Consider the following 26,226-nt stretch of genomic DNA (forward strand, 5'->3'; position numbering starts at 1 on the left):
GGAAGTTAGTTAATGCAAACCAGACAAGATTTAAAAAAGGAACAAGTTAGTCCTAAACGAACGATTAATTATTGGAAATATAGCTTTATTGTTTTACTAGCATTAGTGATTGGTACGCTCGGTTTTATCGCCTATAACGTTAGTGCACCGCAAACTAAGCAAGTTCAGACTGAAAAAATGATCAAAGCTGACAGTACCTTTGATATTCAGATGCACAAGAAGCAAATTAATAGTGTAGTGGCCTATTATCTTGAAAACTACCTCGAGAATTCAAAGGTGAAGTACAACTTTACCCTAGATCAACAAGCAATTCTTTCTGGTCAATTCAAATTTTTAGGCTTTCCGGTCGAATTCAACCTCTTTTTCAAACCATATGTGCTTGAAAACGGTGATATTCAACTACGTGCTAAGCAATTAGCTGTCGGTCAACTGAAAGTACCGATGTCATTTGTTTTTAATTACATTCAACGTCAATATAAATTCCCTAAATGGGTTGTTTTAAATGCGCATAAGAGTCGCATTACCTTGCGCTTGAATGAATTTAAGTTAGCTAACGGGATGCAAGTCAAGGCCCGCCATATTGATTTGAAGAACGATAAGATTGATTTATCCGTATACGTGCCACTAAAAAATAAGAAATAAGGTGTGCAAAATGAAGCAGAGTTTCTATCGGTATCTCATGACACAACGCGATCCGAATAACTACGAACCAGTTGCGCAATTTGCCAACAATGCTTTCTTCGATCAATCATTCCCTAAACATGAAGGGGACTATGAACTGTTATCCCAATATTTGGAGTTAAACGGTAGTTATTTACCGAGCATGCTAATTTTTGACGAGGCCTATCAGCTATATCAAGAAAGCGAACAGGCATAGTAAAACAGTGATTGAGGCGATTTAATGAGACGGAAACTAGCAATCGCAGGTAATTGGTTTTTAGCAATTCTCGTGGCCGGACTGGTTGCTTTTGTCATCCGGTCCTTCTTTTTGGTGCCGGCGACGGTTGCTGGGAATTCAATGCAACCAACCCTTAAATCGGGTGATCAACTCTTATTGAAAAAGTTTGGGCAGGTCCATCGCTTTGAAATTGTTGTTTTTCGCTTAGCCAATGGGACCACTTACGTGAAGCGGGTGATTGGTCTACCGGGTGAGCATATCGCTTATCAAGAGGGCCAATTATACGTTAATGACCGGCCAGTCGTGGAATCTTTTTTGAAGCAATCGCAGCAAAAGACGGTTTTAACCTCCGATTTTGATTTAAAAACATTAACGGATCACGATCGGATTCCGGCTAACCAATACTTTGTTCTCGGGGATAATCGTCGAATTAGCAAGGATAGTCGCACGTTTGGCACAATCGAACGTGAAACAATTATCGGCCGCGCAGTAGGCGTTTATTGGCCGTTTGAAGATATCACTTATTTTAAATAAACGAGAAAGGTTACGACTGCGGGTCGTAACCTTTTTAATTTAAGCCGTCAAGTTCGCGCTGAGGTATGATAGAATTAAGAATAATACTATCGGTAAGAGATGTATTCATCTTAAACAGTAATAAAGGAGTTATTATGACAATACAATGGTACCCAGGTCACATGGCCAAAGCACAAAAACAAATTAAAGAACGGCTCAAGGCGGTTGATTTAATTTTAGAAATTGTGGACGCCCGTGTACCGGAATCTTCAATTAATCCAATGATTCAAGAATTAGGTCAAAACAAACCCATTCTATTAATTATGAATAAGGCCGATATGGCTGATCCACGACGGACACAACAATGGATTGAAACGTTCAAGAAACGCGGCATTACCGCAATTGCCCTTGATGCACAGCATAAGGCTAAGTTACCCATGATCGAAAAAGTAGCACAAGAAATTTTAGCTGAAAAATTGGCTAAAAAACGTGCTAAAGGGATTCGTAACCCGGTCATCCGGGCGATGTGTGTCGGCGTGCCTAACGTTGGCAAATCAACGATTTTAAATCGTTTAGTTCAAAAGAATATCGCTGTAACGGGTAATCGCCCAGGTGTGACGAAGAACCAACAATGGTTGAAAGCCGGACAAACACTTGAATTGCTCGATACACCAGGGGTTTTATGGCCTAAGTTTGAAGACCCAACAATCGGCAGTAAATTAGCCCTTACCGGTGCGATTTCAGATGCCATCTATCATCCAGATGATGTCGTTATTTTTGCCTTAGAACACTTCAAAGAATATTATCCAAGTCAACTTCAAAAAGTTTATAAGGTGACAGATGCCGAACTTGAAGAACCAGCTGCAGAATTAATCATGATTTTAACCAAACGGTTAGGCTTCAAAGAAGATTATGACCGTTTCTGCGTGAAGTTCATTAATGATGCGCGCCAAGGTAAATTAGGTCGCTTCACTTTAGACGTTGTCCCAGTGGAGGCGTCATAAGATGACCAAAGCACAATCGATTGCTGAAATTAAGCAATTATTACAAGCACCAGTGACCGAAGAGCAGTTGGCCACTTTTGCGGCTGATTCGCGGGCCGGTGTTCAGAAATTGGTAGTTCAATATCATAAGCGAGCGGCAAAATTAGCGGCTCAAAAAGCAGCTTTTGAAGAACGGCGTCAAATGGAAAAAGCGCTCTGGCCTGATTATCCGTTGGTCGCCGGAATTGATGAGGTGGGTCGTGGACCACTAGCCGGGCCCGTTGTGACGGCCGCTGTGATTTTGCCCCATGATTTTGATCTTTGGCAGGTCAATGATTCCAAACAACTGTCATTTAAGCTCAAACAAGAGTTGTATCGAGAGATTATGGCCCAGGCAGTCAGTGTTAGTATCGGAATTGCGTCACCTGAACGGATCGATACCGAAAACATTTACCACGCAACAGAATTAGCAATGGGTGAAGCAGTCGCTGGTCTGGATAAACAACCGGACTACTTATTAGTGGATGCAATGACCGTACCGACTGATATTCCCCAAGAAAAATTAATCAAAGGCGATGCCCGCAGTATTAGTATTGCCTCAGCCAGCATTGTCGCAAAAGTCATTCGGGATCAATTGATGATTAATTACGATCAACAATATCCGGGTTATGATTTAGCCAACAATATGGGGTACGGGACAGCTAAGCATTTAGCGGGGCTTGCTGAACTCGGGGTTACACCAATTCATCGTCGCAGTTTTTCCCCTGTTCAAAACGGTTTATAGAAAAATAAAACAGCTCTTTTACGGATTATTAATTAACGTAAAGGAGCTGTTTTTGTGTTAACTAAAAATCAATTACTCTTAAAAGTACATTTAGCGGCGGGTTTTGGGCCTATTAGTGAATTACGCTTGGCGGCGTGGCTAGCAACCAGTCATAATTGGGCGTTATCGGCGTTAGAAATTGCGCAGATTACGCGCTTGCCGGAACGTTATTGGCCGACTTTTCAAGCAAGTTTTCAAAGTACAACCTTACAACGCCAATGCATCGAACATGAAGTTCGAACGACTTATTTAACCATCTTAGATAAAGATTACCCACAACGCTTATTGGAAACCTATTTGCCGCCCGTTTTGTTATTTTATCGTGGTGATTTAAGATTGTTAAAACAGCCATGTCTCGCGGTAGTCGGGGCGCGTCAAGCGACTCATTATTCTAAACAATCACTAGAACAGTTATTACAAGGACTAACTGCCACTACGATTATTAGTGGGTTAGCACAAGGAGCGGATGCGATGGCCCACGAAGTTGCCTTGCAGCGTGGTTTGGCCCCAATTGGGGTGATTGGCACGGGCATTAATTGCAGTTATCCACCACAAAATGAGCATTTACAACAGGTAGTTGCTGAAAAAGGTTTGTTATTATCTGAATACGCTCTTGGTACACCAGCCCGGCGCTATCAATTTCCAGCCCGTAATAAAATCATCGCGGGGTTATGTCATAGTTTAATTGTGACGGAAGCACGGCACAAGAGTGGTAGCTTGATTACCGCTAACTTGGCCCTTCAAGCTAATCGCAATGTCTATGCAATTCCGGGGCGCATTGATCAATCACTGTCACAGGGGTGCAACCAATTAATCGCCGCGGGAGCGACACCATTGTTAGATAAAAACATATTAATAGAAGAACTACGTTATTTTGATTAAGCGAAACTGTTTTGGTTGACATTCATAATCCCTCCTGTTATTATTAAAACAACAAGTTACTTATAAAGTAACAAATAAACCACTAAGGGGATTTTAAATTATGAAATATGCAATTACAGCTGTAACAGGACGTTTTGGCCAAGTAGCCGTTCACGAATTAGCAAAATTAGTACCTGCTTCAGATATTATTGGTTTGGCACGGAACGTTGAAAAAGCCCAAAAGATGGTGCCAGCAGGCGTTACCGTTCGCCCTGGGGATTATACACAAGAAGCAATATTAGCAGACTCATTACAAGGTGTTGATCGCCTACTATTCATCTCATCGCAACCAGGCGCAGAAGTCCCACGTGATCAACAACATATGGCCGTTGTCCGGGCTGCTAAAAAAGCCGGTGTTAACTGGATTGGTTATACAAGTTTCCCCCACGCTGACCAAACAACTTCTGGTTTAGCTGAAGACCACCGTAAAACAGAAGCGGCTATTATCGAATCTGGTATTGCGCATTCTTTCTTACGTAATAATTGGTATCTTGAAAACGAACTCGATACAATTAAAGGTGCTATTGCCGGTCAACCATTTGTTTATGGCGCTGGTGACAGTCATGTTGGTTGGACACTTGAACGTCTTTATGCTGAAGCAGCCGCTAAGGTATTAGCCATGACTGATGCAAAAGACATTTATGAATTCGCTGGTGCACCCGCAACTTATGCTGATTTAGCCGAAAGTGTTGCACAATTGACTAATCAAGAATTTGCGGTATCATCATTAAGTATTGCTGAGTATCAAAAAGGGCTTGAAGCAAGTGGTTTACCTGCTGAAGTCGTTGGTGTTGTTACAATGATTCAAAGCTTAATTCGTGATGGTGAATTAGATGAAGTTTCAAGTGATTTACCAGATGTCTTAGGTCGACCATTGCCATCATTAACCGCAGCCCTTCAAGAATTGTTACCAGCAGAATCAAAGTAGAGAATCCGTTTGAAATTGAGGTTAAACGATGAAATATTCCCACAAACTAAGTGATGCCATCCATATCTTAGCTTATGTCGAAATTTATCAAGATGGGGACTTATCGAGCCAGTCAATTGCTGGCAGTATCGAATCCAACGCGAGCTTAGTGCGTCGGTTGATGTCCCTTTTGGTGAAAGCTGACTTATTGGAGAGTCGTCCAGGGACGATTGCGCCTAAATTAGCACGGCCAGCAGAGCAGATTAGTGTTTTAGATGTCTATCAGGCGCTTGATACTGATCAGCAATTGTTGCACATCGATGAAAAGACCAATCCGCAGTGTTTGGTGGGTGCTAATATTCAATCGGCATTGAATGACGCTTATGATCAGGTTCAAAAAGCGGCTGAAGATCAGATGGCGCAAATTAAGTTGGCCGGCATTATTGCAGATATCTTAGCTAATAGTGCGCAAGTCAACGCTTAAAAAACAAGGTAAGGATAAAAATTATTTTTTATCACACCTTGTTTTTTTGTGGTTTAGTGCGGTAGGATTGGTTATGAATTTGTTATAATCCACTGTTTTTCTGATAAGTTTCCTTTGAATACGGGGAAACCTATGCTATGCTTTAATCTGATAATCACTAGCGCGCGTTTAGATTTGACAAACGGCGCCCATGTCACATATTATTATGTACGATTTTGAACAAAGCGTTCTGTTGAAAGGGGTTTGTCCATGGCAGGCAAAAATTTAGTCATTGTAGAATCACCTGCAAAGGCCAAAACAATTGAGAAATATCTTGGACGCAACTATAAAGTCGTTGCAAGTAAGGGTCATATCCGCGATTTACCCAAGAGTCAAATGGGTGTGGATTTCGAAAATAATTATGAACCTAAATATATTTCAATTCGCGGTAAAGGCGAAACAATTAAAGAATTAAAGAAACACGCTAAAAAAGCGGATCATATCTATCTAGCAGCCGATCCCGATCGTGAAGGGGAAGCAATTGCATGGCATGTTTCGCATATTTTAAAATTAGATCCAACCGATAAAAACCGGGTGGTCTTCAATGAAATTACCAAAGACACTGTTAAGAGTGCCTTCAAAAATCCACGTAGTATCGATATGAAATTAGTCGATGCCCAACAAGCACGACGGGTATTAGACCGAATCGTGGGTTATTCAATTAGTCCACTCCTCTGGCAAAAAGTTAAAAAAGGCTTGAGTGCCGGTCGGGTGCAATCAGTTGCGTTAAAACTCGTGATTGATCGCGAACAAGAAATCAAAGCTTTCAAACCTGAAGAATATTGGTCATTAGATGCCGAATTCAAGAAGGGTCGCAGTAAATTTAAAGCTAGTTTCTACGGTTTAAACGGTAAGAAAACAGCTTTAGGCAATAACGATGCAGTACAAGATGTCTTAAAGCAAATTGATAAGACGCAACCTTTTACAATTGAAGATGTCAAAAAGCGTGAACGCAAGCGTTTTGCGGCGGCACCTTTTACCACTAGTTCACTGCAACAAGAAGCTAACCGGAAGTTAAACTTTAGAACCCGTAAAACGATGATGCAAGCCCAACAGTTATATGAAGGGATTAATCTCGGGGGTAAAGAAGGCACGGTTGGGTTGATTACGTATATGCGTACCGATTCAACCCGGATTTCAACGGGTGCCAAACACGAAGCGTCACAATTCATTCACGATAACTATGGTGAAGAATACGCCGCTGTTAAAGCCCATAAGACGAAAAATCCAGAAGGCGCACAAGATGCCCATGAAGCAATCCGTCCAACTTCTGTGATGCGGACACCTAAGAGCTTAAAAGATGTTTTAACAAACGATCAATATAAGATTTACAACTTGATTTGGTCACGATTTGTTGCCAGTCAAATGACACCCGCTGTCTTTGATACAGTGGCGGTTAAGATTAACCAAAACAACGTCTTATTTAAGGCTAATGGCTCACAAATGCGCTTCCCAGGTTTTACTAAGCTATACGTTTCATCCCGCGATACCGAAGATTCAGCGAAAGATAACTTATTACCTGAATTAGCGGTTGGCGATGAAGTGAAATTAGCTAAAACCGATCCAGCGCAACATTTCACGCAACCACCGGCACGTTATTCTGAAGCCAACTTGGTTAAAGCGCTCGAAGAAAACGGCGTTGGTCGTCCCTCAACCTATTCACCAACGATTGAAACGATTCAACGACGCTATTACGTGAAGTTGAATGCTAAACGATTTGAACCAACGGAATTAGGTGAAATCGTCAATAATTTAATCGTCGAATTCTTCCCAGATATTGTCAGTATCGACTTTACTGCCGATCTTGAACATCGTTTGGATGAAGTTGAAACGGGCCAAGAAAATTGGATCAAGATTATTGATAATTTCTACCAACCTTTTGAAAAAGAAGTTGAAAAAGCTAGCGTTCAAATCGAAAAAATTCAGATTAAAGATGAACCGGCTGGGTTCGATTGTGATATTTGTGGGGCGCCAATGGTGGTCAAAATGGGCCGTTATGGTAAATTCTTCGCCTGCAGTCGCTTCCCAGATTGTCGCAATACCAAGGCAATCGTCAAAGAAATCGGTGTGACATGTCCTAAGTGTGGCAAGGGGCAAGTTATTGAACGTAAATCTAAGAAAAACCGGTTATTCTACGGCTGTGATCGTTATCCAGACTGTGATTTTGTCACATGGGATAAACCAGTCGGCAGAAACTGTCCTAAGTGTGAACATTACTTAGTTGAAAAGAAAATTAAAGGCGGCAAACAAGTCATCTGTCCTAATGGTGATTATGAAGAAGCCGTTCAAAAATAAGAGAAAATTTGAGGTAATTAGATGACGACAAAACCTTTTGTAAATGTGATTGGTGCCGGCTTAGCTGGTTCCGAAGCGGCTTGGCAAATCGCCAAACGCGGTGTTGATGTTCATTTATACGAAATGCGGCCGGTTAAAATGACGCCCGCTCATCACACGGAACAATTTGCGGAATTAGTTTGTACCAATTCACTACGGGCAAATCAAGTCACGAATGCGGCTGGTTTGATTAAAGAAGAGATGCGCCGTTTAGATTCAATTATTATCGCTGCAGCGGACGAAAATGCCGTTCCCGCTGGTGGTGCGTTAGCTGTTGATCGGACACCATTTTCACAAACGGTCACCGACAAACTCGCTAATCATGAACGGGTAACCGTACATCACGAAGAATTGACCGCTTTCCCAGAAGGCCCTACAGTAGTTGCTACTGGTCCATTAACGTCACCTGGTCTAGCAGAAGAAATCAGTGCGTTAAACGGTAGTGAAGGTTTGTATTTCTACGACGCCGCTGCACCAATCCTGGATAAAAACAGTATCGATTTTGATAAAGTTTACCTTAAGTCACGGTATGACAAGGGTGAAGCAGCTTACTTGAATTGCCCAATGACTGAAGCGGAATTCGAAGCCTTTTATAAGGCCTTGATTTCAGCAGAAGTTGCTGAAATGCACGACTTTGAAGATGAAAAATTCTTCGACGGTTGTATGCCAATTGAAGTCATGGCAAAACGCGGTATCAAAACAATGTTATTCGGACCTTTAAAACCAGTTGGGCTTGAAAATCCCAAGACCGGTGAACAACCTTATGCTGTTGTTCAATTACGTCAGGATAATGCCGCTGCAAGTCTTTATAACATTGTTGGGTTCCAAACTCATTTGAAGTGGGGCGAACAAAAACGCGTTTTCCGGATGATTCCAGGTTTAGAAAATGCTGAATTTGTTCGTTACGGTGTTATGCATCGTAATACCTTCATGAAATCACCAGACGTGCTATTACCAACTTACCAATCAAAACAACGTTCTGATTTATTCTTCGCCGGTCAAATGACAGGTGTCGAAGGGTATGTTGAAAGTGCTGCTTCTGGCTTAGTGGCTGGGATTAATGCTGCTCGTTTAGCATTAGACACAGAACCAGTTACTTTCCCAGCAACAACGGCAATGGGTTCAATGGCACATTACATTACGCATACCAGTGCCAAACATTTCCAACCAATGAATGCGAACTTCGGAATTTTCGAACCTTTAAAACAACGAATTCGCGATAAAAAAGAACGGAATCAAGCACTTGCAGACCGTGCGTTAGCAAGTATTGACACATTTAAAGAAACACTCTAGGTAAACACCTTTTAAATCCCGCTAAGCTTGTGGTAAAGTATTATTAACCAAGCTTGGAGGGATTTTTTTGGCGCTTGAACAAGATTGGATTAATTTGTTTTTACAATACTTAATTGTTGATCGACACTATTCACCAGAAACGCAAAAGGCCTATCAAGCCGATATTAAAGCGTTTGTCGATTTTTTGGCCGCTAATGGGGGCCTGACCTCCTTTAAACAGGTCGGCACCCTTGAAGTACAAACTTATTTGAATGAAATGGATCAAAAAAAATATAGTGGCGAAACGATTGCGCGCCGGATTTCAAGTTTGCGGTCGTTTTATCGCTACTTGGTACGCAACGAATTTTTACAGACTGATCCGTTTGAAACGGTCCAACTCAAGAAACAACGCCATAAGTTACCCCGTTTTTTCTATGAAAAAGAAATGGATACGTTATTTGCCGCGATTGTGGGGCAAGAACCGCTAACCCAACGTAATCGCGCCATTCTTGAGTTATTATATGCAACAGGGATGCGGGTTAGCGAGTGTGCCCAACTCACGATTGGCCAGATTGATTTTGGTTTACGGGTTATTTTGGTACATGGTAAAGGGAATAAGGATCGTTACGTGCCTTTTGGCAATCACGCGACTAAGGCTTTGCAGGATTATTTAGACGATGGTCGGGTGCAATTGATGGCCAAACGCCAGCAAGAACATGATGTGGTTTTCGTCAACCATTTAGGAAATCCGATTACCAGTCGGGGAATTGAATACGCATTGGATCAAGTGGTTAAAAAGACCAGTTTAACCAGTGGCATTCATCCCCACATGATTCGGCATACCTTTGCGACCCACTTATTAGACCACGGGGCGGATTTGCGAACGGTTCAGGAGTTATTAGGCCACAGTAGTTTATCGACGACCCAGATTTACACCCACGTGACGACGGCCCATTTACAAAAGGATTACAGGCAGTTCTTCCCACGGGCTAAAAACTAGGACTAAAGAACGATTTTTTTAATAAAAAAGAGCGATAGAATTAGCACACAGTCTTAAAGACTGCTAAAATGTGATTAACGCTATTTAAAGGAGCAAATCAAATGACAACAATTTGTGCAGTAAAACATAATGGTCGGACAGCAATTGCTGGCGACGGACAAGTAACAATGGGCGAAAAATTCGTCACAAAAGATTCAGCGAAAAAAATTCGCCGGATTTACGGCAATAAAGTCGCAATTGGTTTTGCCGGTGGCGTTGCAGATGCGTTTACGTTACAAGAATGGTTTGAACAAAAATTAGAAAAATACTCAGGTGATTTACAACACGCCGCTGTTGCCTTGGCACAGGACTGGCGTAAAGATCCAACGCTTCAAAAATTAGAAGCAATGTTGATTGCCATTAACGAAACAGATATTCTTTTGATCTCAGGTAACGGTGAAGTCATTACCCCTGATACACTTGCTGAATCAGGTGATCAAGTGATTGCGGTTGGTTCAGGTGGTAATTTTGCCCAAGCAGCTGCAACAGCCTTGATTTTAGAAGGTAAGCCCGAATTAACAGCAGAACAAATCGTTGAAACTGGCGTGAATATCGCTGGTGGCATCGATGTTTATACGAACCACAACGTGATTGTGGAATCATTTTAGGAGGTGGCCCAGATGGATTTGATGAATAAGACACCCAAATCAATTGTCGCTGAATTAGACAAGTTTGTAATTGGCCAAGATAAAGCTAAAAAGGCCGTAGCGGTTGCGTTATATAACCGTTACCGTCGGATGCAATTAAGCACTAAGATGCAACAAGAAATTACACCTAAAAACTTATTGATGATCGGACCAACCGGGGTCGGTAAGACAGAGATCGCACGTCGCTTAGCGAAAGTCGTTGATGCCCCTTTAATCAAGGTTGAAGCAACTAAATTTACAGAAGTTGGTTATGTTGGTCGTGACGTTGAATCAATGGTCAGAGACTTAGCGGATGTTGCTGTTCACATGGAAGAATCAGAACAATTCAAGAATGTGCGCGGGAAAGCGGCCCGTCAAGCGGACAAACGCTTAGTAAAATTATTAGTCCCTGGTATCAAGAAGGAACAACGTAAGAATAACAATAGCATGAACGACTTAATGTCAATGTTCACTGCTCTTCAAAATGGTGAAACACTAGCTGGCTTAAACCAAGCTGAAACTGAAGAAGTAACCGATGAAGTACGTGATCAACGCCTATCTGTTAAGGAACAACTTGATAAGGGACTCTTGGACGATCGTGAAATCGAAATTCAAGTTGACGAACCCAAAAAGGCCGCACCAATGAATGATATGATGGGCCAAATGGGAATTGACTTGAACGATACATTAGGATCGATCATGCCTAAAAAGAAGATGGTCAGAACCGTTACCGTTAAGGAAGCACGTGAAATCTTCATTCAAGAAGAATCTGATAAGTTAGTTAACCATGCCGATATTTATCATGATGCCCTTCAAAGAGCTGAAAATACCGGGATTATCTTTATCGATGAAATTGATAAGATTGCTGCTGGTGGCAAAAAACAATCTGGTGAAGTCTCACGTGAAGGGGTTCAACGCGATATTTTACCAATCGTTGAAGGCTCACAAGTTAATACGAAATACGGGATGCTTAAGACGGACCATATCCTCTTCATCGGTTCTGGTGCCTTTGCGGAATCTAAACCAAGTGATTTGATTGCGGAATTACAAGGCCGTTTCCCAATTCGAGTTGAATTAGAAGACTTAACTGAAGCCGACTTTGTCCGGATCTTAACGGAACCGAATAATGCGCTTGTTAAGCAATATATGGCTTTAATCGGGGCAGATGGCGTTCACGTCACCTTTACGATGGAAGCCATTGGCAGAATTGCTGCGATTGCCTTCCAAGTGAACCACGATACTGAAAACATTGGTGCGCGGCGCTTGGCAACCATCTTGGAGAAATTGTTGGAAGACATTCTCTTTGAAGGACCAGATATGCAGATGGGTGATATCACCATCACTGAACAATATGTTAATGATAAAATTGGTAAGATTGTAGCCGATAAAGATTTAACCCGCTTTATTCTATAAATTTCTAAAGGTGGTTTTAAAAATGATCCAAATTGCAAATGAATTTTTAACAGTAACACTTAGTCCACAAGGTGCGGAATTACAGAGCGTTAAAGGGGCCGTTTCAGGGTTAGAATACCTCTGGCAAGCGGATCCCAAAGTTTGGGGTCGTCACGCACCCGTTTTATTCCCGTTTGTTGGGCGTTCTAAGAATGATCAATATACGTATCAAGGTAAAACTTACCCAATGGGCCAACACGGCTTTGCCCGTGACCGTCAATTTGAAGTAGAAAGCCAAACTGATACGGCTGTGACATTCTTATTGAAATCAGATGAAGAAAGTTTAAAAATTTATCCATTTGAATTTGAACTACGCGTTTCTTACCAAGTAAACGACACACACCTAAAAGTGGGCTATGATGTTAAAAATACAGCGCAATCTGGCCCAATGTACTTCTCTGTTGGGGGGCATCCCGGTTTTAAAGTGCCATTAACGGACGATACCCAATTTGAAGACTATTTCTTAGACTACCGACCACAAAAATCACGGGTTAAGATTCCATTGCAAGGCGCATTCATCAATTTGAATGAACGCACATTGGCACCAACGGATGTGGCAACTGATATCAATCACCCACTTTTTAAAGAAGATGCTTTAATTTACGAATTAAAGGGTCAAGAAAATAAATTTAGTATTCGTTCTGAAAAAACGGACCATGCGATCAGCTTGAAAGTCTCAGGGGCCCCATTTATCGGTGTTTGGTCACCTTATCCAACGGAAGGCGAATTGGTTTGCCTTGAACCTTGGTGGGGAATTGCTGATGATGTCGATGCTTCTGGTGAACTTTCAGAAAAATTTGGTGTCAATCAATTAGCACCTAATGAAGAATTTAATGCGAGCTATGAAATTACAGTTAAATAGTTAATATAAGGCGTTTCTCGTAGAGAAGCGCTTTTTTGCTCGGTATTACACGAAGCAAACCTGCTAGTTTTTAAATAGATTGCATGCTAAGATAATAATTATTAAACAATAAGTGAGGGAAATCATGACTGATAAAAAAGAGTACTACGGTGCAGATGCAATTATCGATAGCTTAGTAAATCATGAAGTAGAATACGTTTTTGGTATTCCTGGTGCCAAGATTGACCGGGTGTTTGAACGACTAGAACATCCCGTTAACCCTAAAACACCGCAATTAATTTTAGCGCGTCATGAACAAAATGCGGCGTTTATGGCAGCTGGTATCGGCCGAATTACCGGTAAGCCAGGCGTTGTAATGGCGACATCTGGGCCTGGTGCTAGTAACCTAGCGACAGGTGTTGTGACTGCCACTGCTGAAGGTGATCCTGTCTTAGCAATTGCCGGGCAAGTGAAACGGGCTGATTTGCTCCGTTTAACCCATCAAAGTATGCGTAATGCAGCGCTCTTTGCACCAATTACTAAGTTCAGTGCAGAAGTGCAAGAACCTGAAAATTTATCAGAAGTGATTGCCAATGCTTATCAAGAAGCTGAATCAGCTAAACAAGGGGCCAGTTTTGTCAGTGTTCCTCAAGATGTGACGGACGCCAAGGTCCAATCTAAGGTAATTAAACCCCTAATCGCACCTAAATTAGGCCCTGCTAGTCCGGTTGAAACAACCTTACTAGCCCAACGGATTAAAGAAGCGAAACTCCCTGTGTTATTAGTTGGGATGCGAGCATCTTCACCAGAAGTAACAGCTGCTATTCGGAATCTAATTGCCGAAACACATATTCCAGTCGTTGAAACTTTCCAAGCCGCTGGGGTTGTCTCACGTGAATTAGAAACTGATTTTTACGGTCGTGTAGGCTTATTCCGTAATCAACCAGGCGATCGGATCTTAAAACGCAGTGATCTGGTAATTGCGATTGGCTATGATCCAATTGAATACGAACCGCGTAACTGGAATGCCGAAAGTGATGCGCACATCATGGTCATCGATGATATGCGTGCCGAAATCGATCATAATTTCCAACCTGAAAAGGAATTAGTTGGGGATATCGCACAAACGCTCGATTTCTTATTACCATACATGAAGGGCTATCAATTAGCCGATGATGTTCGTGACTACCTCAAAGAACTCCACGCAGAATTACACCAACGGGATACAGCACCTGAAATGTCAGCCGATAAGACACTTAATCATCCATTGAATATTGTGTCTGAGTTGCAAGAACGCGTGACTGATGAAATGACAGTCACGGTCGATGTCGGGAGTCATTATATCTGGATGGCACGCCACTTTAGAAGTTACGAACCCCGTCATTTACTCTTTAGTAACGGGATGCAAACATTAGGCGTCGCTTTACCATGGGCCATTAGTGCTGCTTTAGTCCGTCCTAATACGCAAATCGTCTCAGTTTCCGGTGATGGTGGCTTCTTATTCTCAAGCCAAGATTTAGAAACAGCCGTTCGTTTGAACTTAAATATCGTGCATATCATCTGGAATGATGGTTACTATGACATGGTTAAGTTCCAAGAAGAAATGAAATATGGCGAATCAGCAGCCGTTCAATTTGGCCCAGTTGATTTCGTCAAATATGCTGAAAGCTTCGGCGCTACTGGCTTACGTGTTGAAAAAGCAGCCGATCTAGGTAAAGTCCTAGACCAAGCTTTTGCAACTGAAGGCCCAGTCATTGTCGATATTCCAGTCGATTACAGTGATAATAAGCTACTTGGTCAAGCCTTATTACCAGATCAACTCGTTTAGTCTTTTTGATTGGTGTGAAGGAGGAAGTACAAAATGACATTTGATTATCAACGCGTTTATCAACACGGTACATTGGCACTATTGGTACCCGGTTTATTTACCGGGACTTTGTCGGTTGCCGATTTATTAACCCATGGTGATTTTGGCATCGGCACGGCGCATGGCTTAGCAGGTGAAATGATTATCTTGGATGGTCAAGCCTACCAAGTGACTGGTGAAGGCCGGGTTAATCAACTTGCGCCTACTGACATGGTGCCCTTTGCGACAGTTCATTTCCAAGCACCTGAGCTACCGAGCCAAACACTCGGAACAGTGACTAAGGCGGAACTTGAAGCGCAGATTTTAGCACAACAGCCATTGAAGAACCTCTTCTTTGCCGTTAAGGTAACCGGTCGCTTTAAGAAGATGCATACGCGTGCCGTTGAGGCCCAACAAGAACCCTATCCCAATTTGACGGATGCAACGCGCGTGCAGCCCGAGTTTGAGCAAGATGGTGTGACTGGCACGTTAGTTGGTTACTACGCACCAACGCTCTATCAAGGGGCCGCAGTTGCGGGTTATCACGTGCACTTCTTAAACACGGCGCACGATTTTGGGGGCCACGTCTTAGATTATGTGATTGAAGACGCCCAATTAACCGTGCAACCATTTGAGACGTTTGAGCAACATTTTCCAAGTCAAGATACTGACTTTTTAAACAGTGATTTCGATTTGAAGGCAATTAACGCCGATATTGAAGAAGCAGAACACTAAAAAAAGACCCGTCAGACGTTTTAAGTAACGTTTGACGGGTCTTTTGCTATTCTTATCGCCTTAAGTGGCCTGTACGCACTGATTTAAGAAAAGTGGCTACGATTGATAATCGTGTTGCTGGTTAAGTTTTAGGGCAACCGTATCAGCCGTTATATGCGGTTGATACGGAAAAATATTAAACTTTATTGCGCGTGATGATTGATGGGACCATATTTGTGGCCGACGTCGATTGGATTAGCAATAGCGGCGTGCACGAATTTTTTAGCCGTTTTAATGGCGTCTTCAATCGAATGTCCCTTAGCGATTTCAGCACAGATACATGAAGAAAGTGAATCGCCCGTACCGTTAATGTGGGTCGTTTCGATATAGGGTTCTGATAACCAGAATTCTTGACCATCAGCTAGTCGAACGTAATCCGTAACGATTGATTGACCGGCAGCGTGGTGGCCTTTGATCATCACATTCTTAGCACCCATTGCCAGTAGCTTTTCAGCAGCAGCTTGGAAATCGGCCGGTTCATTTAAGGTAATACCGGTTAATTTTTGAGCTTCATAGAAATTCGGCGTTAAAACGGTCGCCATTGGAATCAATTCGGTTTTTAGCGTCTGGTAGGCTTCATCAGCAAGCAATAGTGCGCCGTGTTTTGTAATAATGACGGGATCCAAGACCAAGGGGCCAAAATCGTGTTGCTTGAGCTGCTTGGCAACTGTCATAATTGTCTCACTATCGGTGAGCATCCCTGTCTTGCAAGCTCGGACCTTAAAGTCTGCGGCGATTGCTTCAAATTCGGCGTTGATAAACTCGGGGGTTAGCGCTTGGCTCGCGTGAATCCCAAATGAGTTACCAGCGACACAGGCGGTTAGGACACTCATGCCATAAACACCGCGTGCGAAGAAGGTATTTAAATCAGCTTGGGCGCCAGCACTACCATCAGAGTCGGAACCGGCGATTGTCATGACTTGGGGAAAGCTGTTTAACATTGTAACCATCTCTTTTCTTAAGTTTGTGGTAGCTTAATTGGCGATATTCAATTAAGAGTCCCTATTGCTAGTATAAGCGTTACTCGCGCTACTTATCAATCATCGTTTACCCTAAAAATTAAAAAGTCGCGTATACTAGAAATAATGACAGATTTAAGGGAGGGTATCATGCTTCAGTTAGAGACGAAAGGCCTTAATTATAGCGTTGATGGCCAATCAATACTGAGCGATATTAACATCGCGATTGAACAAGGGTCTTACAATACGATTGTGGGGCCATCTGGGAGTGGTAAGAGTACGTTACTGCGGCTATTAGCCGATTTATTGACACCAACGAGTGGGGAGATCTTGTTGGCAGGTCAGTCGATTACCGATTTTAAACCGACGCAATATCGGCAACGCGTGTCTTATTGTTTCCAACAACCAACGTTATTTGGGGAGTCAGTTGGTGATAATCTAGTATTCCCGTTTGAAATTCGCGAATTACCGGTGGATGAGACGTTAGTTAAGACGCAATTAGCCCGAGTGGGATTAGCCGACATGCCGTTGACTAAGAAGATTACGACGCTCTCAGGCGGTGAAAAACAACGGATTGCTTTAATTCGCAACCTAATGTTTAAACCGGAGATCCTGCTACTGGATGAAATTACGACTGGACTAGATGAACAGACTAAAGCGCAGGTTAATGGGTTGATTACGCAATTGAATCAAGAAGATGGGATTACGGTTTTATCGATTACCCATGATACACAAGAACAACAACGGAAAGGGCGTCAGCTTCAAATTGTGGCTGGTTGTTTGGTACATGCAGATGAATCTAGCCGTTAACGGGTTATCACTAACTTTTGCTGTTTCGTTAGTCTTTGTCGCTTTAATCATTAGTTTCCACGAAAAAATTGGTCTCGAAAAGGATATGCTAATCAGTGTCGGGCGGGCGATTGTCCAATTGATTATCGTGGGTTATTTATTGAAATTTATTTTTCAAATTAACCATGTCTGGATAACGCTAGCGATGATGTTGATCATTATCTTTAACGCGGCGGCTAATGCGCGTAAACGCGCTAGTACGTTACGACACGCGTTTAGCATTTCATTAATCGCCATTTTAACGAGTACGGGTGTCACGCTCGGGTTATTAGTCCTGTCCGGTGCAATTAAATTCGTGCCCTCACAGATTATCCCAATTACGGGGATGATTGCCTCTAACTCGATGGTCGCCATCGGCCTAAGTTATCGGAGTATGTTGACGCAATTTAAGGATCAACGCCAAGCTGTGTTAGAACGCTTAGCACTCGGCGCTAGCTTGAAACAAGCCTCAATTGCAATTGTGAGAGAGAGTATCAAGACGGGGATGTCACCGACTATCGATTCAGCCAAGACGGTCGGTCTGGTCAGTCTCCCAGGGATGATGTCGGGGTTAATCTTTGCCGGCGTTGATCCGGTTAAAGCCATCATGTACCAAATATTAGTAACATTCATGCTATTATCGGCGACGAGTCTTGGTTCAGTCATTGCCTGCTACTTAGCCTATCATTCATTTTATAATGACCGAGAACAATTAATCGATCTTTAAATGATCGCACAAAAAAACGCCTTTATTGGCGTTTTTTTGTTTATAGCGGTAATATAACCCGAATGGGACTAGGTTTTCCGTACCATTTTTAATGCGACCGATATTCTCGCGATGGCGGTAGGTTAAAAAGATTAGGACTAACGTCGCAATCGTACCGAGTAACCAGTCGTGTGTGTAAAATGACAAGATGGCAATCAGTAAAGGACCGATAATGCTGGCCATGCTGACCATACTTGTGATTAAAATGACACTAATGAAAATGGTACTAGCAATCACGAAGAAAAGCGGATTGTAGGCCAGTAAGATCCCAGCGCTAGTTGCGACGGCTTTGCCCCCTGTAAAGCGTAAAAAGATAGAGTAGGCATGGCCAACAACCGCGGCTAAACCAACGACTAAGACCAATGAATGATTAGGGATGTGAAAAATTATCGGTAGACTGGCTGCTAAAGTACCTTTTAAAATATCGAGGAACAAAACGGCCGTCCCAGCGATTGGGCCTAATACCCGGTAAGAATTGGTTGTTCCAATATTATGACTGCCAGCATCACGGGGATCTTTATGACAAAAGACCCGACCGATAATGACGCCTGAGGGAAACGAGCCAATCAGGTAGGCCAAGATAAAAATAAGACTTAATTTCATTGTCAGAACTCCTATTCACAACATTTGATTAATCTATTCTAGCATTTTGACAAGGGAAAAGGAATATTGTATGTTAGAATAGATAAATACGAACATACATTTGGATAAGTGGTTAAATTAAATTTAGGGATTGTAAAATCGTTCAAATTTGTTGATAATATAACTTATCTGTTCATTTTTAGACAAAGGAGTCATTGTTGAATGCCAAATCAAAAACAAGATTATAATGATAATTCGATTCAAGTCTTAGAGGGCTTGGAAGCAGTTCGAAAACGGCCTGGCATGTATATTGGCTCAACCGATGGGCGTGGGTTACATCATTTAGTATACGAAATTGTCGACAATGCAGTCGATGAAGCACTAGCAGGTTTTGGTGCAGAAATTAACGTCACAATCGGTGCGGACAATAGTATTAGTGTTCGTGATCATGGACGGGGAATGCCAACTGGGATGCATCAATCAGGCATTCCAACGATTGAAGTCATCTTAACGGTCCTCCATGCTGGTGGTAAGTTCACCCAGAATAGTTACAAAACATCTGGGGGATTACATGGTGTTGGGGCCAGTGTCGTTAATGCGTTATCTGAATGGTTAACCGTCCGGGTTGTTCGAGACGGCGTTGCCTATGAAGAACGCTTTGAAAACGGCGGCCATCCAGTCGGCACTTTAAAAAAGGTTGGTAAAGCTAACGAACCTAACGGGACACTGATTACTTTTAAACCGGATGCATCAATTTTCCAAGTCACAACGTATAATTACAATACGTTAGCAGAACGGTTACGGGAATCAGCCTTTTTATTAAAAGACGTTAAGATTACGTTAACGGACTTACGTGCTGATCCTGCTAAGGAAGATGTCTTTCATTATCCAGAGGGGATTCAATCATTCGTTGATTATCTAAACGAGGATAAAGACACGATTGGCAATAAACTCTATTTTGAAGGCACCAAAGAAGACATCGAAGTTGAATTCGCTGGTCAATACAATGACGGCTATTCCGAAAACATCATGTCATTTGTTAATAACGTGCGGACTGGTGATGGTGGTACGCATGAAGCCGGGATGAAGGCTGGGTTAACTAAGGCGTTTAACGATTATGCGCGCAAGGTTAATTTGCTAAAAGAACGGGATAAGAACATGGAAGGCTCAGATGTTCGTGAAGGACTCAGTGCCGTCTTATCTGTACGGATCCCAGAAGAACTACTACAATTTGAAGGTCAGACCAAAGGTAAGTTAGGCTCACCACAGGCTAGAACCGCGGTCGACAACCTCGTTTATGAGCAAATGAGCTTCTTTTTACTAGAGAATGGGGAATTCGCCCAAGCATTGGTTAGAAAGTCACTCAAGGCCCGTGAAGCCCGTGAGGCAGCCCGTAAAGCGCGTGAACAAAGCCGAAACGGTAAGAAAAAGAAAAAATCAGACGGCTTACTCTCTGGTAAGTTGACACCTGCACAATCTAAGAACGCGGCCAAAAATGAATTGTACTTGGTCGAAGGGGATTCCGCTGGTGGTTCAGCTAAACAAGGCCGTGATCGGAAGTTCCAAGCAATCTTGCCATTACGTGGGAAAGTATTGAATACCCAAAAGGCAAAATTACAAGAAATTCTAAAAAACGAAGAAATTAATACGATGATCTATACAATCGGGGCCGGTGTCGGCGCTGAATTCAAAATTGAAGATAGCAATTACGATAAGATTATTATCATGACCGATGCGGATACCGATGGCGCTCATATTCAAATCTTACTCTTAACCTTCTTCTATCGTTACATGCGACCATTAATCGAAGCCGGTAAAGTGTATATCGCCTTACCACCTTTGTACAAGCTTCAAAAAGGCGCCGGTGCTAAAACGAAGATTGCCTATGCTTGGACGGACGATGAATTAAAAGTTGTCGCTAAGGATATGGGTAAGGGTTATAGCCAACAACGGTTTAAAGGGTTGGGTGAAATGAATGCCGATCAACTCTGGGATACAACGATGGATCCATCAAGTCGGACCTTAATTCGTGTTCGGATTGACGATGCTGCTTTGGCAGAACGCCGGGTGACAACCTTGATGGGTGATAAAGTTGAACCGCGGCGGAAGTGGATTGAAGAAAATGTGAAATTCACGCTCGCTGAAGAAGGCAGCATTTTAGAGACAACGGGGCAAACAGCAACGCCAGTCTCCGACGATAACGCAGTAGAATAATTAGACGATTAGAAAAGTGAGTGATTAATTTGGCTGATGAAGCACAAAAAATTCAAGAGTTAACCCTTGAAGAAGTCATGGGCGACCGCTTTGGCCGGTATTCCAAATACATCATTCAGGAACGGGCATTACCGGACATTCGGGATGGTTTAAAACCCGTTCAACGGCGAATTTTGTACGCAATGGCAATTGATGGCAATACTTATGACAAAGGATTCCGTAAATCAGCGAAGTCTGTCGGGAACGTCATGGGTAATTTTCATCCGCATGGTGATAGCTCGATTTATGAAGCAATGGTCCGCCTAAGCCAAGACTGGAAATTACGGGAACCATTAATTGAAATGCATGGGAATAACGGTTCGATGGATGGTGATCCACCAGCTGCTATGCGTTATACGGAAGCCCGACTCAGCAAAATTGCCAGTGAGATGCTAAAAGACATCGATAAAAAGACGGTTGATTTTGTCCTGAACTTTGATGATACGGCTGAAGAACCAACTGTTTTACCAGCCCGCTTCCCGAACCTCTTGGTCAACGGGGCAACTGGTATTTCGGCTGGTTATGCAACCGAGATTCCACCCCATAACTTAGGTGAAGTCACAGATGGGTTAGTTTATTTAATCGATCATCCAGACGCAACGCTAGAAAAAATGATGACCTTTGTTAAAGGCCCGGATTTCCCGACTGGGGGGATTCTACAAGGCCTTGACGGGATTAAGAAGGCTTACGAAACGGGCCGTGGTCGCGTTGTTGTGCGGGCTAAAACTAGCATTCAACAATTACGCGGTAATCGGGAACAAATCGTCGTCAGCGAGATTCCATATGAAGTCAATAAGGCCCAAATGGTCAAAAAGATTGATGAATTACGGGTCTTGAAGAAGGTTGACGGTATTTCTGAAGTCCGTGATGAAAGTGATCGGATGGGCTTGTCAGTGGTCATCGAATTGAAAAAACAAGCTGATAGCCAAGGGATTTTAAACTACCTCTTCAAGAATACTGATTTACAAATTACGTATAATTTCAATATGGTTGCTATCTCTGATATGCAACCTAAACAAGTTGGCTTACTTGAAATTTTGCACGCGTACTTGAAACATCAAGAAGAAGTCGTTACGCGGCGGACACAATACAGCTTACAAAAAGCACAAGATCGTTTGCATATTGTTGCTGGTCTTGTTAAAGCCTTATCGATTCTTGACCAAGTAATCAGTACGATTCGGGCAAGTAAGAATAAAAAAGACGCTAAGACGAATTTGGTGGCACAGTATGATTTTACTGAAGCACAAGCCGAAGCAATTGTTTCCTTGCAATTGTATCGTTTAACGAATACCGATGTGACTGCCTTGGAAGCCGAAGCTGCTGAATTAAAAACAGCTGTTGAAGGCTACCAAGCTATTTTGGGAAATCCTAAAGAACTTGCACGGGTCATTAAGTCTGAATTAAAATCGGTGGTTAAAGCTTACCGGAACGATCGGAAGACAGAAATTGAAGCCGAAATTGAAACCCTTGAGATTGATACGAGTGTGACTGTGATTGATGAAACTGTCATGGTTGCGGTTAGTCATGATGGCTACCTTAAACGGAGTAGCCTCCGTTCTTATCAAGCCTCAGAAGGAGCTGACGGTGGTCTGAAAGAAGGCGATTTTGCCATCTTACAAAAGCCAATGCAGACACTCGATCAATTGATGTTATTTACCAACTCTGGTCATCTGATTCAACGACCAGTGCATGAAATTGCCGATTTGAAGTGGAAAGAAATGGGCGAACATATTTCGCAATCAATTGGCTTAGCAGCTGATGAAGCGATTATTGCGGCCTTTAGCTTTACACCAAACGAGCAAAATGGTTATTTTGTCATTGGGACGACAGATGGTTATATTAAGCAAACAGCTTTCCAAGACTTATTGCCAAGTCGAACTTATCGTTCAAAAGCCCAAGACTTTATCAAACTGCATGCTGGTGCGAACGTGACGAATGTTTATTGGGTCTCTGAAACAGATGCCCAACAACAGGCCGTCTTTAGCGCTAGTTATAACGGTTACGGGCTCAGTTTTGCCTTGAACGAAGTATCAGTCTCTGGTGCCAAAGCCGGGGGTGTGAAACTGATGGACCTTAAAGATGGCGATCACGTCGCTAACTTTACGCTCTTTGATCCAACCGAAAAACACGCTGCTGTGGCAATTATCACGCAACGTGGGGCCTTTAAACGCATGTTCTTAAGCGAAATTGGCTTAACAAGCCGTGCTCGGCGTGGGGTCTTAATCCTACGTGAACTAAAACGTGATCCGCATCGGGTGGCAGCTATGATTAGAGTCGCACCTAAGATCACATTATTAGTGAAAACCGAACAGGCATTATTAACAATTGAACCACAAGCGCATGCAACAGGTGACCGTTATTCAAACGGGAGCTTCGTCATGGATGTTGAAGAAGTTGGTCAACCGGTATTTGTTTTAGCACAATCCAGCGAACCAATTTCAAACCATAAAGATTAATCAAAAGGACACTAATTAACCTAATTAGTGTCCTTTTCTGTTATATAAAAGAAGCGAAAATTCGGCATCTGTACCATAACACTTAAAAGGTTTTGCACAATCTAAATTGAACGGACAACTTGTTATAAAATGAAGTGCTGACACTTACATAGCAGTGTTTTAAGGCGTGTGACAGTTGGTAAATGTTTTTAAAAAGAAAGGGTTTGCAAAAACCTTGTGACGTGTTATACTAAATGTGTAAAAACTGTATGACTGAATTTTAAATAAATGGAGGCAATCCACATGGTAAAAACTGAAAAAATCAATTTAGCCGATTATTGGGACGGTTTTAATAAGGGTGATTGGCAAGATGAAATTGATATTCGCGATTTCATCCAACAAAACTTCACAGCCTATGATGGTGATGAAAGTTTCTTAGCTGGTCCTACTGAAGCGACAACCACTTTAAACGACCAATTAATGGCACTTAAGAAAAAAGAACGTGAAGCAGGCGGTGTTTTAGATGCTGATAACGACAATCCTGCAACTGTCACATCACACGGCCCTGGTTATTTAAATAAGGATCTTGAAAAAATCGTTGGTTTACAAACTGACGCACCACTCAAACGGGCATTCATGCCATTTGGTGGGATTCGGATGGCTGAAGATGCCTTAGAAGCTTATGGCTTTAAGACAGATCCAGAACAACACAAAATCTTTAGCGAATATCGTAAAACTCATAACCAAGGGGTTTTCGATGCTTATACACCAGATATGCGTAAAGCACGTCACTACAAGATTATTACAGGTCTTCCTGATGCTTATGCACGTGGCCGGATTATCCCTGATTTACCTCGGATTGCTGTCTATGGGATTGACCGCTTAGCAGAAGAAAAAGTACGTGACTTTAACGGTGTTGGCGACGGTGAAATGACAGATTCAGTTATTCAACTTCGCGAAGAAATTAATGAACAATATCGTGCCTTACAAGACATGAAGAAAATGGCTGCTAGCTATGGTTTTGATATTTCAAGACCCGCTAAGAACGCACAAGAAGCCGTTCAATGGATCTACTTCGGTTACTTAGCAGCTATCAAGACTCAAAACGGGGCTGCGATGTCAGTTGGCCGGATTGATACAACAATGGATATCTTTATCCAACGTGATTTAGATCGCGGCTTGATCACAGAAGCTGAAGCACAAGAAATGGTTGATCATTTTGTCATGAAATTACGGATGGTGCGTTTCATTCGGACAGAAGACTACAACTCATTGTTCTCAGGTGATCCAATCTGGGCAACATTATCAATGTGTGGGATTGGTATGGATGGTCGTCACCATGTTACTAAGACTGCCTTCCGTGTCTTGAAGACATTGGAAAACATGGGTGCTGCACCAGAACCTAATATCACGTTACTTTGGTCAGATCGCTTACCAGAAGGTTTCAAGCGTTATGCAACTGAAGTGTCAATCAAGAGTTCAACAATTCAATATGAAAATGATGACTTGATGCGCAACGAATGGGGTAGCGACTATTATGGGATTGCTTGTTGTGTTTCTGCACAACCAATCGCAGATGGCGTTCAATACTTTGGTGCTCGCGCTAACTTGGCTAAGACAATCCTTTACGCAATTAACGGTGGGATTGATGAATTAGGTAAAGCACAAGTTGGGCCAGCTTACCAACCAATCACAAGTGAAATCATCGATTACAAAGAATTCATGGGTAAATACGATAAGATGTTAGATTGGTTAGCAGACGTTTACGTTAATGCTTTAAACACAATCCACTACATGCATGACAAGTATTACTATGAATCAGCACAATTAGCATTGAAGAATAGTCGCTTAGACCGGACATTTGCTACTGGTATCTCTGGTTTATCACATGCGGTTGATTCAATTTCAGCTATTAAATATGGTCAAGTTAAAATTATTCGTGACGAAGACGGTATGGCAGTCGATTTTGAAGCACAAAATCCTGACTACCCACGTTATGGTAATAATGATGATCGTGCTGATGATATCGCTAAATGGTTAGTTAAGACTTTCTACAACAAGATGAACACACATCACTTATATCGTGGCTCAAAACTATCAACATCTGTTTTAACAATCACATCAAACGTTGTTTATGGTAAGAATACAGGGACAACACCTAATGGCCGTCAAGCCGGCGAACCATTCTCACCTGGTGCTAACCCAGCATACGGTGCTGAAAAGAACGGTGCTTTAGCATCATTACTTTCAACAGCTAAGATTCCTTATCGTTATGCAACTGACGGGATTTCAAATACATTTGGTGTCACACCTAATACTTTAGGTCATGATGACAATGCACGTAAAGATGCCTTAGTTAACATGGTCGACGGTTACATGGTTAACCACGGTATGCATTTGAACATCAACGTCTTCAACAAACAAACATTAATGGATGCACAACAACATCCTGAAGAATACCCAACATTAACAGTTCGTGTTTCTGGTTACTGTGTCTACTTCGCAGATTTAACTAAGGAACAACAAGATGATGTTATTTCAAGAACATTCTTCGATGAAATGTAGTCATTCATAAGAATAAACGAGGCAGCGGATAGCTGACCCTATCCGCTTTCTTGTAAAGCTGCTAATTTTGATTTAGCAGTTTTGCT

Annotated in this window: 23 protein-coding genes; 21 read left to right on the forward strand and 2 right to left on the reverse strand. The window is 42.3% G+C overall.

Annotation, left to right across the window (positions count from 1 at the left end):
• The first annotated feature begins 12 nt into the window (after positions 1-12).
• From LEUCM_RS07180 to budA, 16 genes are all read left to right on the forward strand, one after another.
• Positions 13-642, forward strand: coding sequence for a YpmS family protein (locus tag LEUCM_RS07180; RefSeq protein WP_011374699.1), 630 nt, complete (start codon positions 13-15; stop codon positions 640-642).
• Between the two features lie 10 nt (positions 643-652).
• Positions 653-877 carry a YozE family protein gene (locus LEUCM_RS07185; protein WP_011374698.1) on the forward strand — a complete coding sequence of 75 codons (225 nt, stop codon included), beginning with the start codon at positions 653-655 and terminating at the stop codon, positions 875-877.
• Positions 878-901: 24 nt separating this feature from the next.
• On the forward strand, positions 902-1,432 hold the full coding sequence (lepB, locus tag LEUCM_RS07190) for a signal peptidase I (protein ID WP_025015770.1): 531 nt from the start codon (positions 902-904) through the stop codon (positions 1,430-1,432).
• A gap of 131 nt (positions 1,433-1,563) precedes the next feature.
• A complete protein-coding gene (gene ylqF, locus LEUCM_RS07195) occupies positions 1,564-2,415 on the forward strand; it encodes a ribosome biogenesis GTPase YlqF (protein ID WP_025015771.1) in 852 nt (283 codons plus the stop codon).
• Between the two features lies 1 nt (position 2,416).
• Complete coding sequence (gene rnhB, locus LEUCM_RS07200; RefSeq protein ID WP_025015772.1) at positions 2,417-3,178, forward strand: ribonuclease HII; 762 nt, start codon at positions 2,417-2,419, stop codon at positions 3,176-3,178.
• Positions 3,179-3,232: 54 nt separating this feature from the next.
• Entirely contained in the window at positions 3,233-4,099 is an 867-nt protein-coding gene (gene dprA / locus LEUCM_RS07205; RefSeq protein WP_025015773.1) for a DNA-processing protein DprA, read from the forward strand.
• A gap of 100 nt (positions 4,100-4,199) precedes the next feature.
• Positions 4,200-5,066, forward strand: coding sequence for an NAD(P)H-binding protein (locus LEUCM_RS07210; protein ID WP_056936410.1), 867 nt, complete (start codon positions 4,200-4,202; stop codon positions 5,064-5,066).
• Positions 5,067-5,094: 28 nt separating this feature from the next.
• Entirely contained in the window at positions 5,095-5,529 is a 435-nt protein-coding gene (locus LEUCM_RS07215) for an Rrf2 family transcriptional regulator (protein ID WP_011374692.1), read from the forward strand.
• Positions 5,530-5,778: 249 nt separating this feature from the next.
• The gene (gene topA / locus LEUCM_RS07220; RefSeq protein ID WP_016265142.1) at positions 5,779-7,863 is read left to right on the forward strand and encodes a type I DNA topoisomerase; all 2,085 of its coding nucleotides are present in this window, start codon (positions 5,779-5,781) and stop codon (positions 7,861-7,863) included.
• Positions 7,864-7,884: 21 nt separating this feature from the next.
• Entirely contained in the window at positions 7,885-9,195 is a 1,311-nt protein-coding gene (gene trmFO / locus LEUCM_RS07225; RefSeq protein WP_016265141.1) for an FADH(2)-oxidizing methylenetetrahydrofolate--tRNA-(uracil(54)-C(5))-methyltransferase TrmFO, read from the forward strand.
• 67 nt (positions 9,196-9,262) lie between these two features.
• Positions 9,263-10,174 (forward strand): tyrosine recombinase XerC, encoded by a 912-nt coding sequence (gene xerC / locus LEUCM_RS07230; protein WP_025015774.1) that lies wholly within the window; start codon positions 9,263-9,265, stop codon positions 10,172-10,174.
• 101 nt (positions 10,175-10,275) lie between these two features.
• The gene (gene hslV, locus LEUCM_RS07235) at positions 10,276-10,821 is read left to right on the forward strand and encodes an ATP-dependent protease subunit HslV (RefSeq protein ID WP_016265139.1); all 546 of its coding nucleotides are present in this window, start codon (positions 10,276-10,278) and stop codon (positions 10,819-10,821) included.
• Positions 10,822-10,833: 12 nt separating this feature from the next.
• Complete coding sequence (gene hslU / locus LEUCM_RS07240; RefSeq protein WP_016265138.1) at positions 10,834-12,252, forward strand: ATP-dependent protease ATPase subunit HslU; 1,419 nt, start codon at positions 10,834-10,836, stop codon at positions 12,250-12,252.
• A gap of 22 nt (positions 12,253-12,274) precedes the next feature.
• Positions 12,275-13,153 carry an aldose 1-epimerase family protein gene (locus LEUCM_RS07245; protein WP_016265137.1) on the forward strand — a complete coding sequence of 293 codons (879 nt, stop codon included), beginning with the start codon at positions 12,275-12,277 and terminating at the stop codon, positions 13,151-13,153.
• A gap of 124 nt (positions 13,154-13,277) precedes the next feature.
• Positions 13,278-14,960 carry an acetolactate synthase AlsS gene (gene alsS / locus LEUCM_RS07250; protein ID WP_016265136.1) on the forward strand — a complete coding sequence of 561 codons (1,683 nt, stop codon included), beginning with the start codon at positions 13,278-13,280 and terminating at the stop codon, positions 14,958-14,960.
• 33 nt (positions 14,961-14,993) lie between these two features.
• Positions 14,994-15,713, forward strand: coding sequence for an acetolactate decarboxylase (gene budA, locus LEUCM_RS07255; protein ID WP_016265135.1), 720 nt, complete (start codon positions 14,994-14,996; stop codon positions 15,711-15,713).
• A gap of 182 nt (positions 15,714-15,895) precedes the next feature.
• On the opposite strand, the gene thiD is transcribed toward budA, so the two are convergent.
• On the reverse strand, positions 15,896-16,693 hold the full coding sequence (gene thiD / locus LEUCM_RS07260; RefSeq protein WP_016265134.1) for a bifunctional hydroxymethylpyrimidine kinase/phosphomethylpyrimidine kinase: 798 nt from the start codon (positions 16,691-16,693) through the stop codon (positions 15,896-15,898).
• 168 nt (positions 16,694-16,861) lie between these two features.
• Between thiD and LEUCM_RS07265 the strand changes: the two genes are divergently transcribed.
• Positions 16,862-17,521: an ABC transporter ATP-binding protein gene (locus LEUCM_RS07265; protein ID WP_016265133.1), complete on the forward strand. Its 660-nt coding sequence runs from the start codon at positions 16,862-16,864 to the stop codon at positions 17,519-17,521.
• A complete protein-coding gene (locus tag LEUCM_RS07270; protein WP_016265132.1) occupies positions 17,505-18,266 on the forward strand; it encodes an ABC transporter permease in 762 nt (253 codons plus the stop codon). The genes LEUCM_RS07265 and LEUCM_RS07270 overlap by 17 nt, the downstream gene beginning before the upstream one ends.
• On the opposite strand, the gene plsY is transcribed toward LEUCM_RS07270, so the two are convergent.
• Positions 18,252-18,908 (reverse strand): glycerol-3-phosphate 1-O-acyltransferase PlsY, encoded by a 657-nt coding sequence (plsY, locus tag LEUCM_RS07275; protein ID WP_096695398.1) that lies wholly within the window; start codon positions 18,906-18,908, stop codon positions 18,252-18,254. The two genes, LEUCM_RS07270 and plsY, sit on opposite strands and share 15 nt — an antisense overlap.
• Before the next feature lie 201 nt (positions 18,909-19,109).
• On the opposite strand from plsY, the gene parE reads away from it, so the two are divergent.
• The 3 genes from parE (at position 19,110) to pflB (ending at position 26,140) form a co-directional block, all read left to right on the forward strand.
• Positions 19,110-21,101, forward strand: a complete 1,992-nt coding sequence (gene parE / locus LEUCM_RS07280) for a DNA topoisomerase IV subunit B (protein WP_016265130.1) — start codon at positions 19,110-19,112, stop codon at positions 21,099-21,101.
• A gap of 29 nt (positions 21,102-21,130) precedes the next feature.
• A complete protein-coding gene (gene parC, locus LEUCM_RS07285; RefSeq protein ID WP_016265129.1) occupies positions 21,131-23,596 on the forward strand; it encodes a DNA topoisomerase IV subunit A in 2,466 nt (821 codons plus the stop codon).
• A 282-nt stretch (positions 23,597-23,878) separates the two neighbouring features.
• Positions 23,879-26,140 carry a formate C-acetyltransferase gene (pflB, locus tag LEUCM_RS07290; RefSeq protein ID WP_016265128.1) on the forward strand — a complete coding sequence of 754 codons (2,262 nt, stop codon included), beginning with the start codon at positions 23,879-23,881 and terminating at the stop codon, positions 26,138-26,140.
• Positions 26,141-26,226: the final 86 nt, after the last annotated feature.

The sequence above is a fragment of the Latilactobacillus sakei subsp. sakei DSM 20017 = JCM 1157 genome (genome assembly GCF_002370355.1).
GTDB lineage: Bacteria > Bacillota > Bacilli > Lactobacillales > Lactobacillaceae > Latilactobacillus > Latilactobacillus sakei.

Excerpts from the sequence above, each read along its gene's own strand:
- LEUCM_RS07245 (WP_016265137.1), top strand. The coding sequence starts at position 12,275 with ATGATCCAAATTGCAAATGAATTTTTAACAGTAACACTTAGTCCACAA.
- lepB (WP_025015770.1), top strand. The coding sequence starts at position 902 with ATGAGACGGAAACTAGCAATCGCAGGTAATTGGTTTTTAGCAATTCTC.
- parE (WP_016265130.1), top strand. The coding sequence starts at position 19,110 with ATGCCAAATCAAAAACAAGATTATAATGATAATTCGATTCAAGTCTTA.
- hslU (WP_016265138.1), top strand. The coding sequence starts at position 10,834 with ATGGATTTGATGAATAAGACACCCAAATCAATTGTCGCTGAATTAGAC.
- rnhB (WP_025015772.1), top strand. The coding sequence starts at position 2,417 with ATGACCAAAGCACAATCGATTGCTGAAATTAAGCAATTATTACAAGCA.
- LEUCM_RS07270 (WP_016265132.1), top strand. The coding sequence starts at position 17,505 with ATGAATCTAGCCGTTAACGGGTTATCACTAACTTTTGCTGTTTCGTTA.
- LEUCM_RS07180 (WP_011374699.1), top strand. The coding sequence starts at position 13 with ATGCAAACCAGACAAGATTTAAAAAAGGAACAAGTTAGTCCTAAACGA.
- thiD (WP_016265134.1), bottom strand. The coding sequence starts at position 16,693 with ATGTTAAACAGCTTTCCCCAAGTCATGACAATCGCCGGTTCCGACTCT.
- topA (WP_016265142.1), top strand. The coding sequence starts at position 5,779 with ATGGCAGGCAAAAATTTAGTCATTGTAGAATCACCTGCAAAGGCCAAA.
- LEUCM_RS07210 (WP_056936410.1), top strand. The coding sequence starts at position 4,200 with ATGAAATATGCAATTACAGCTGTAACAGGACGTTTTGGCCAAGTAGCC.
- LEUCM_RS07265 (WP_016265133.1), top strand. The coding sequence starts at position 16,862 with ATGCTTCAGTTAGAGACGAAAGGCCTTAATTATAGCGTTGATGGCCAA.
- LEUCM_RS07185 (WP_011374698.1), top strand. The coding sequence starts at position 653 with ATGAAGCAGAGTTTCTATCGGTATCTCATGACACAACGCGATCCGAAT.
- trmFO (WP_016265141.1), top strand. The coding sequence starts at position 7,885 with ATGACGACAAAACCTTTTGTAAATGTGATTGGTGCCGGCTTAGCTGGT.
- hslV (WP_016265139.1), top strand. The coding sequence starts at position 10,276 with ATGACAACAATTTGTGCAGTAAAACATAATGGTCGGACAGCAATTGCT.
- plsY (WP_096695398.1), bottom strand. The coding sequence starts at position 18,908 with ATGAAATTAAGTCTTATTTTTATCTTGGCCTACCTGATTGGCTCGTTT.
- alsS (WP_016265136.1), top strand. The coding sequence starts at position 13,278 with ATGACTGATAAAAAAGAGTACTACGGTGCAGATGCAATTATCGATAGC.
- budA (WP_016265135.1), top strand. The coding sequence starts at position 14,994 with ATGACATTTGATTATCAACGCGTTTATCAACACGGTACATTGGCACTA.
- pflB (WP_016265128.1), top strand. The coding sequence starts at position 23,879 with ATGGTAAAAACTGAAAAAATCAATTTAGCCGATTATTGGGACGGTTTT.
- LEUCM_RS07215 (WP_011374692.1), top strand. The coding sequence starts at position 5,095 with ATGAAATATTCCCACAAACTAAGTGATGCCATCCATATCTTAGCTTAT.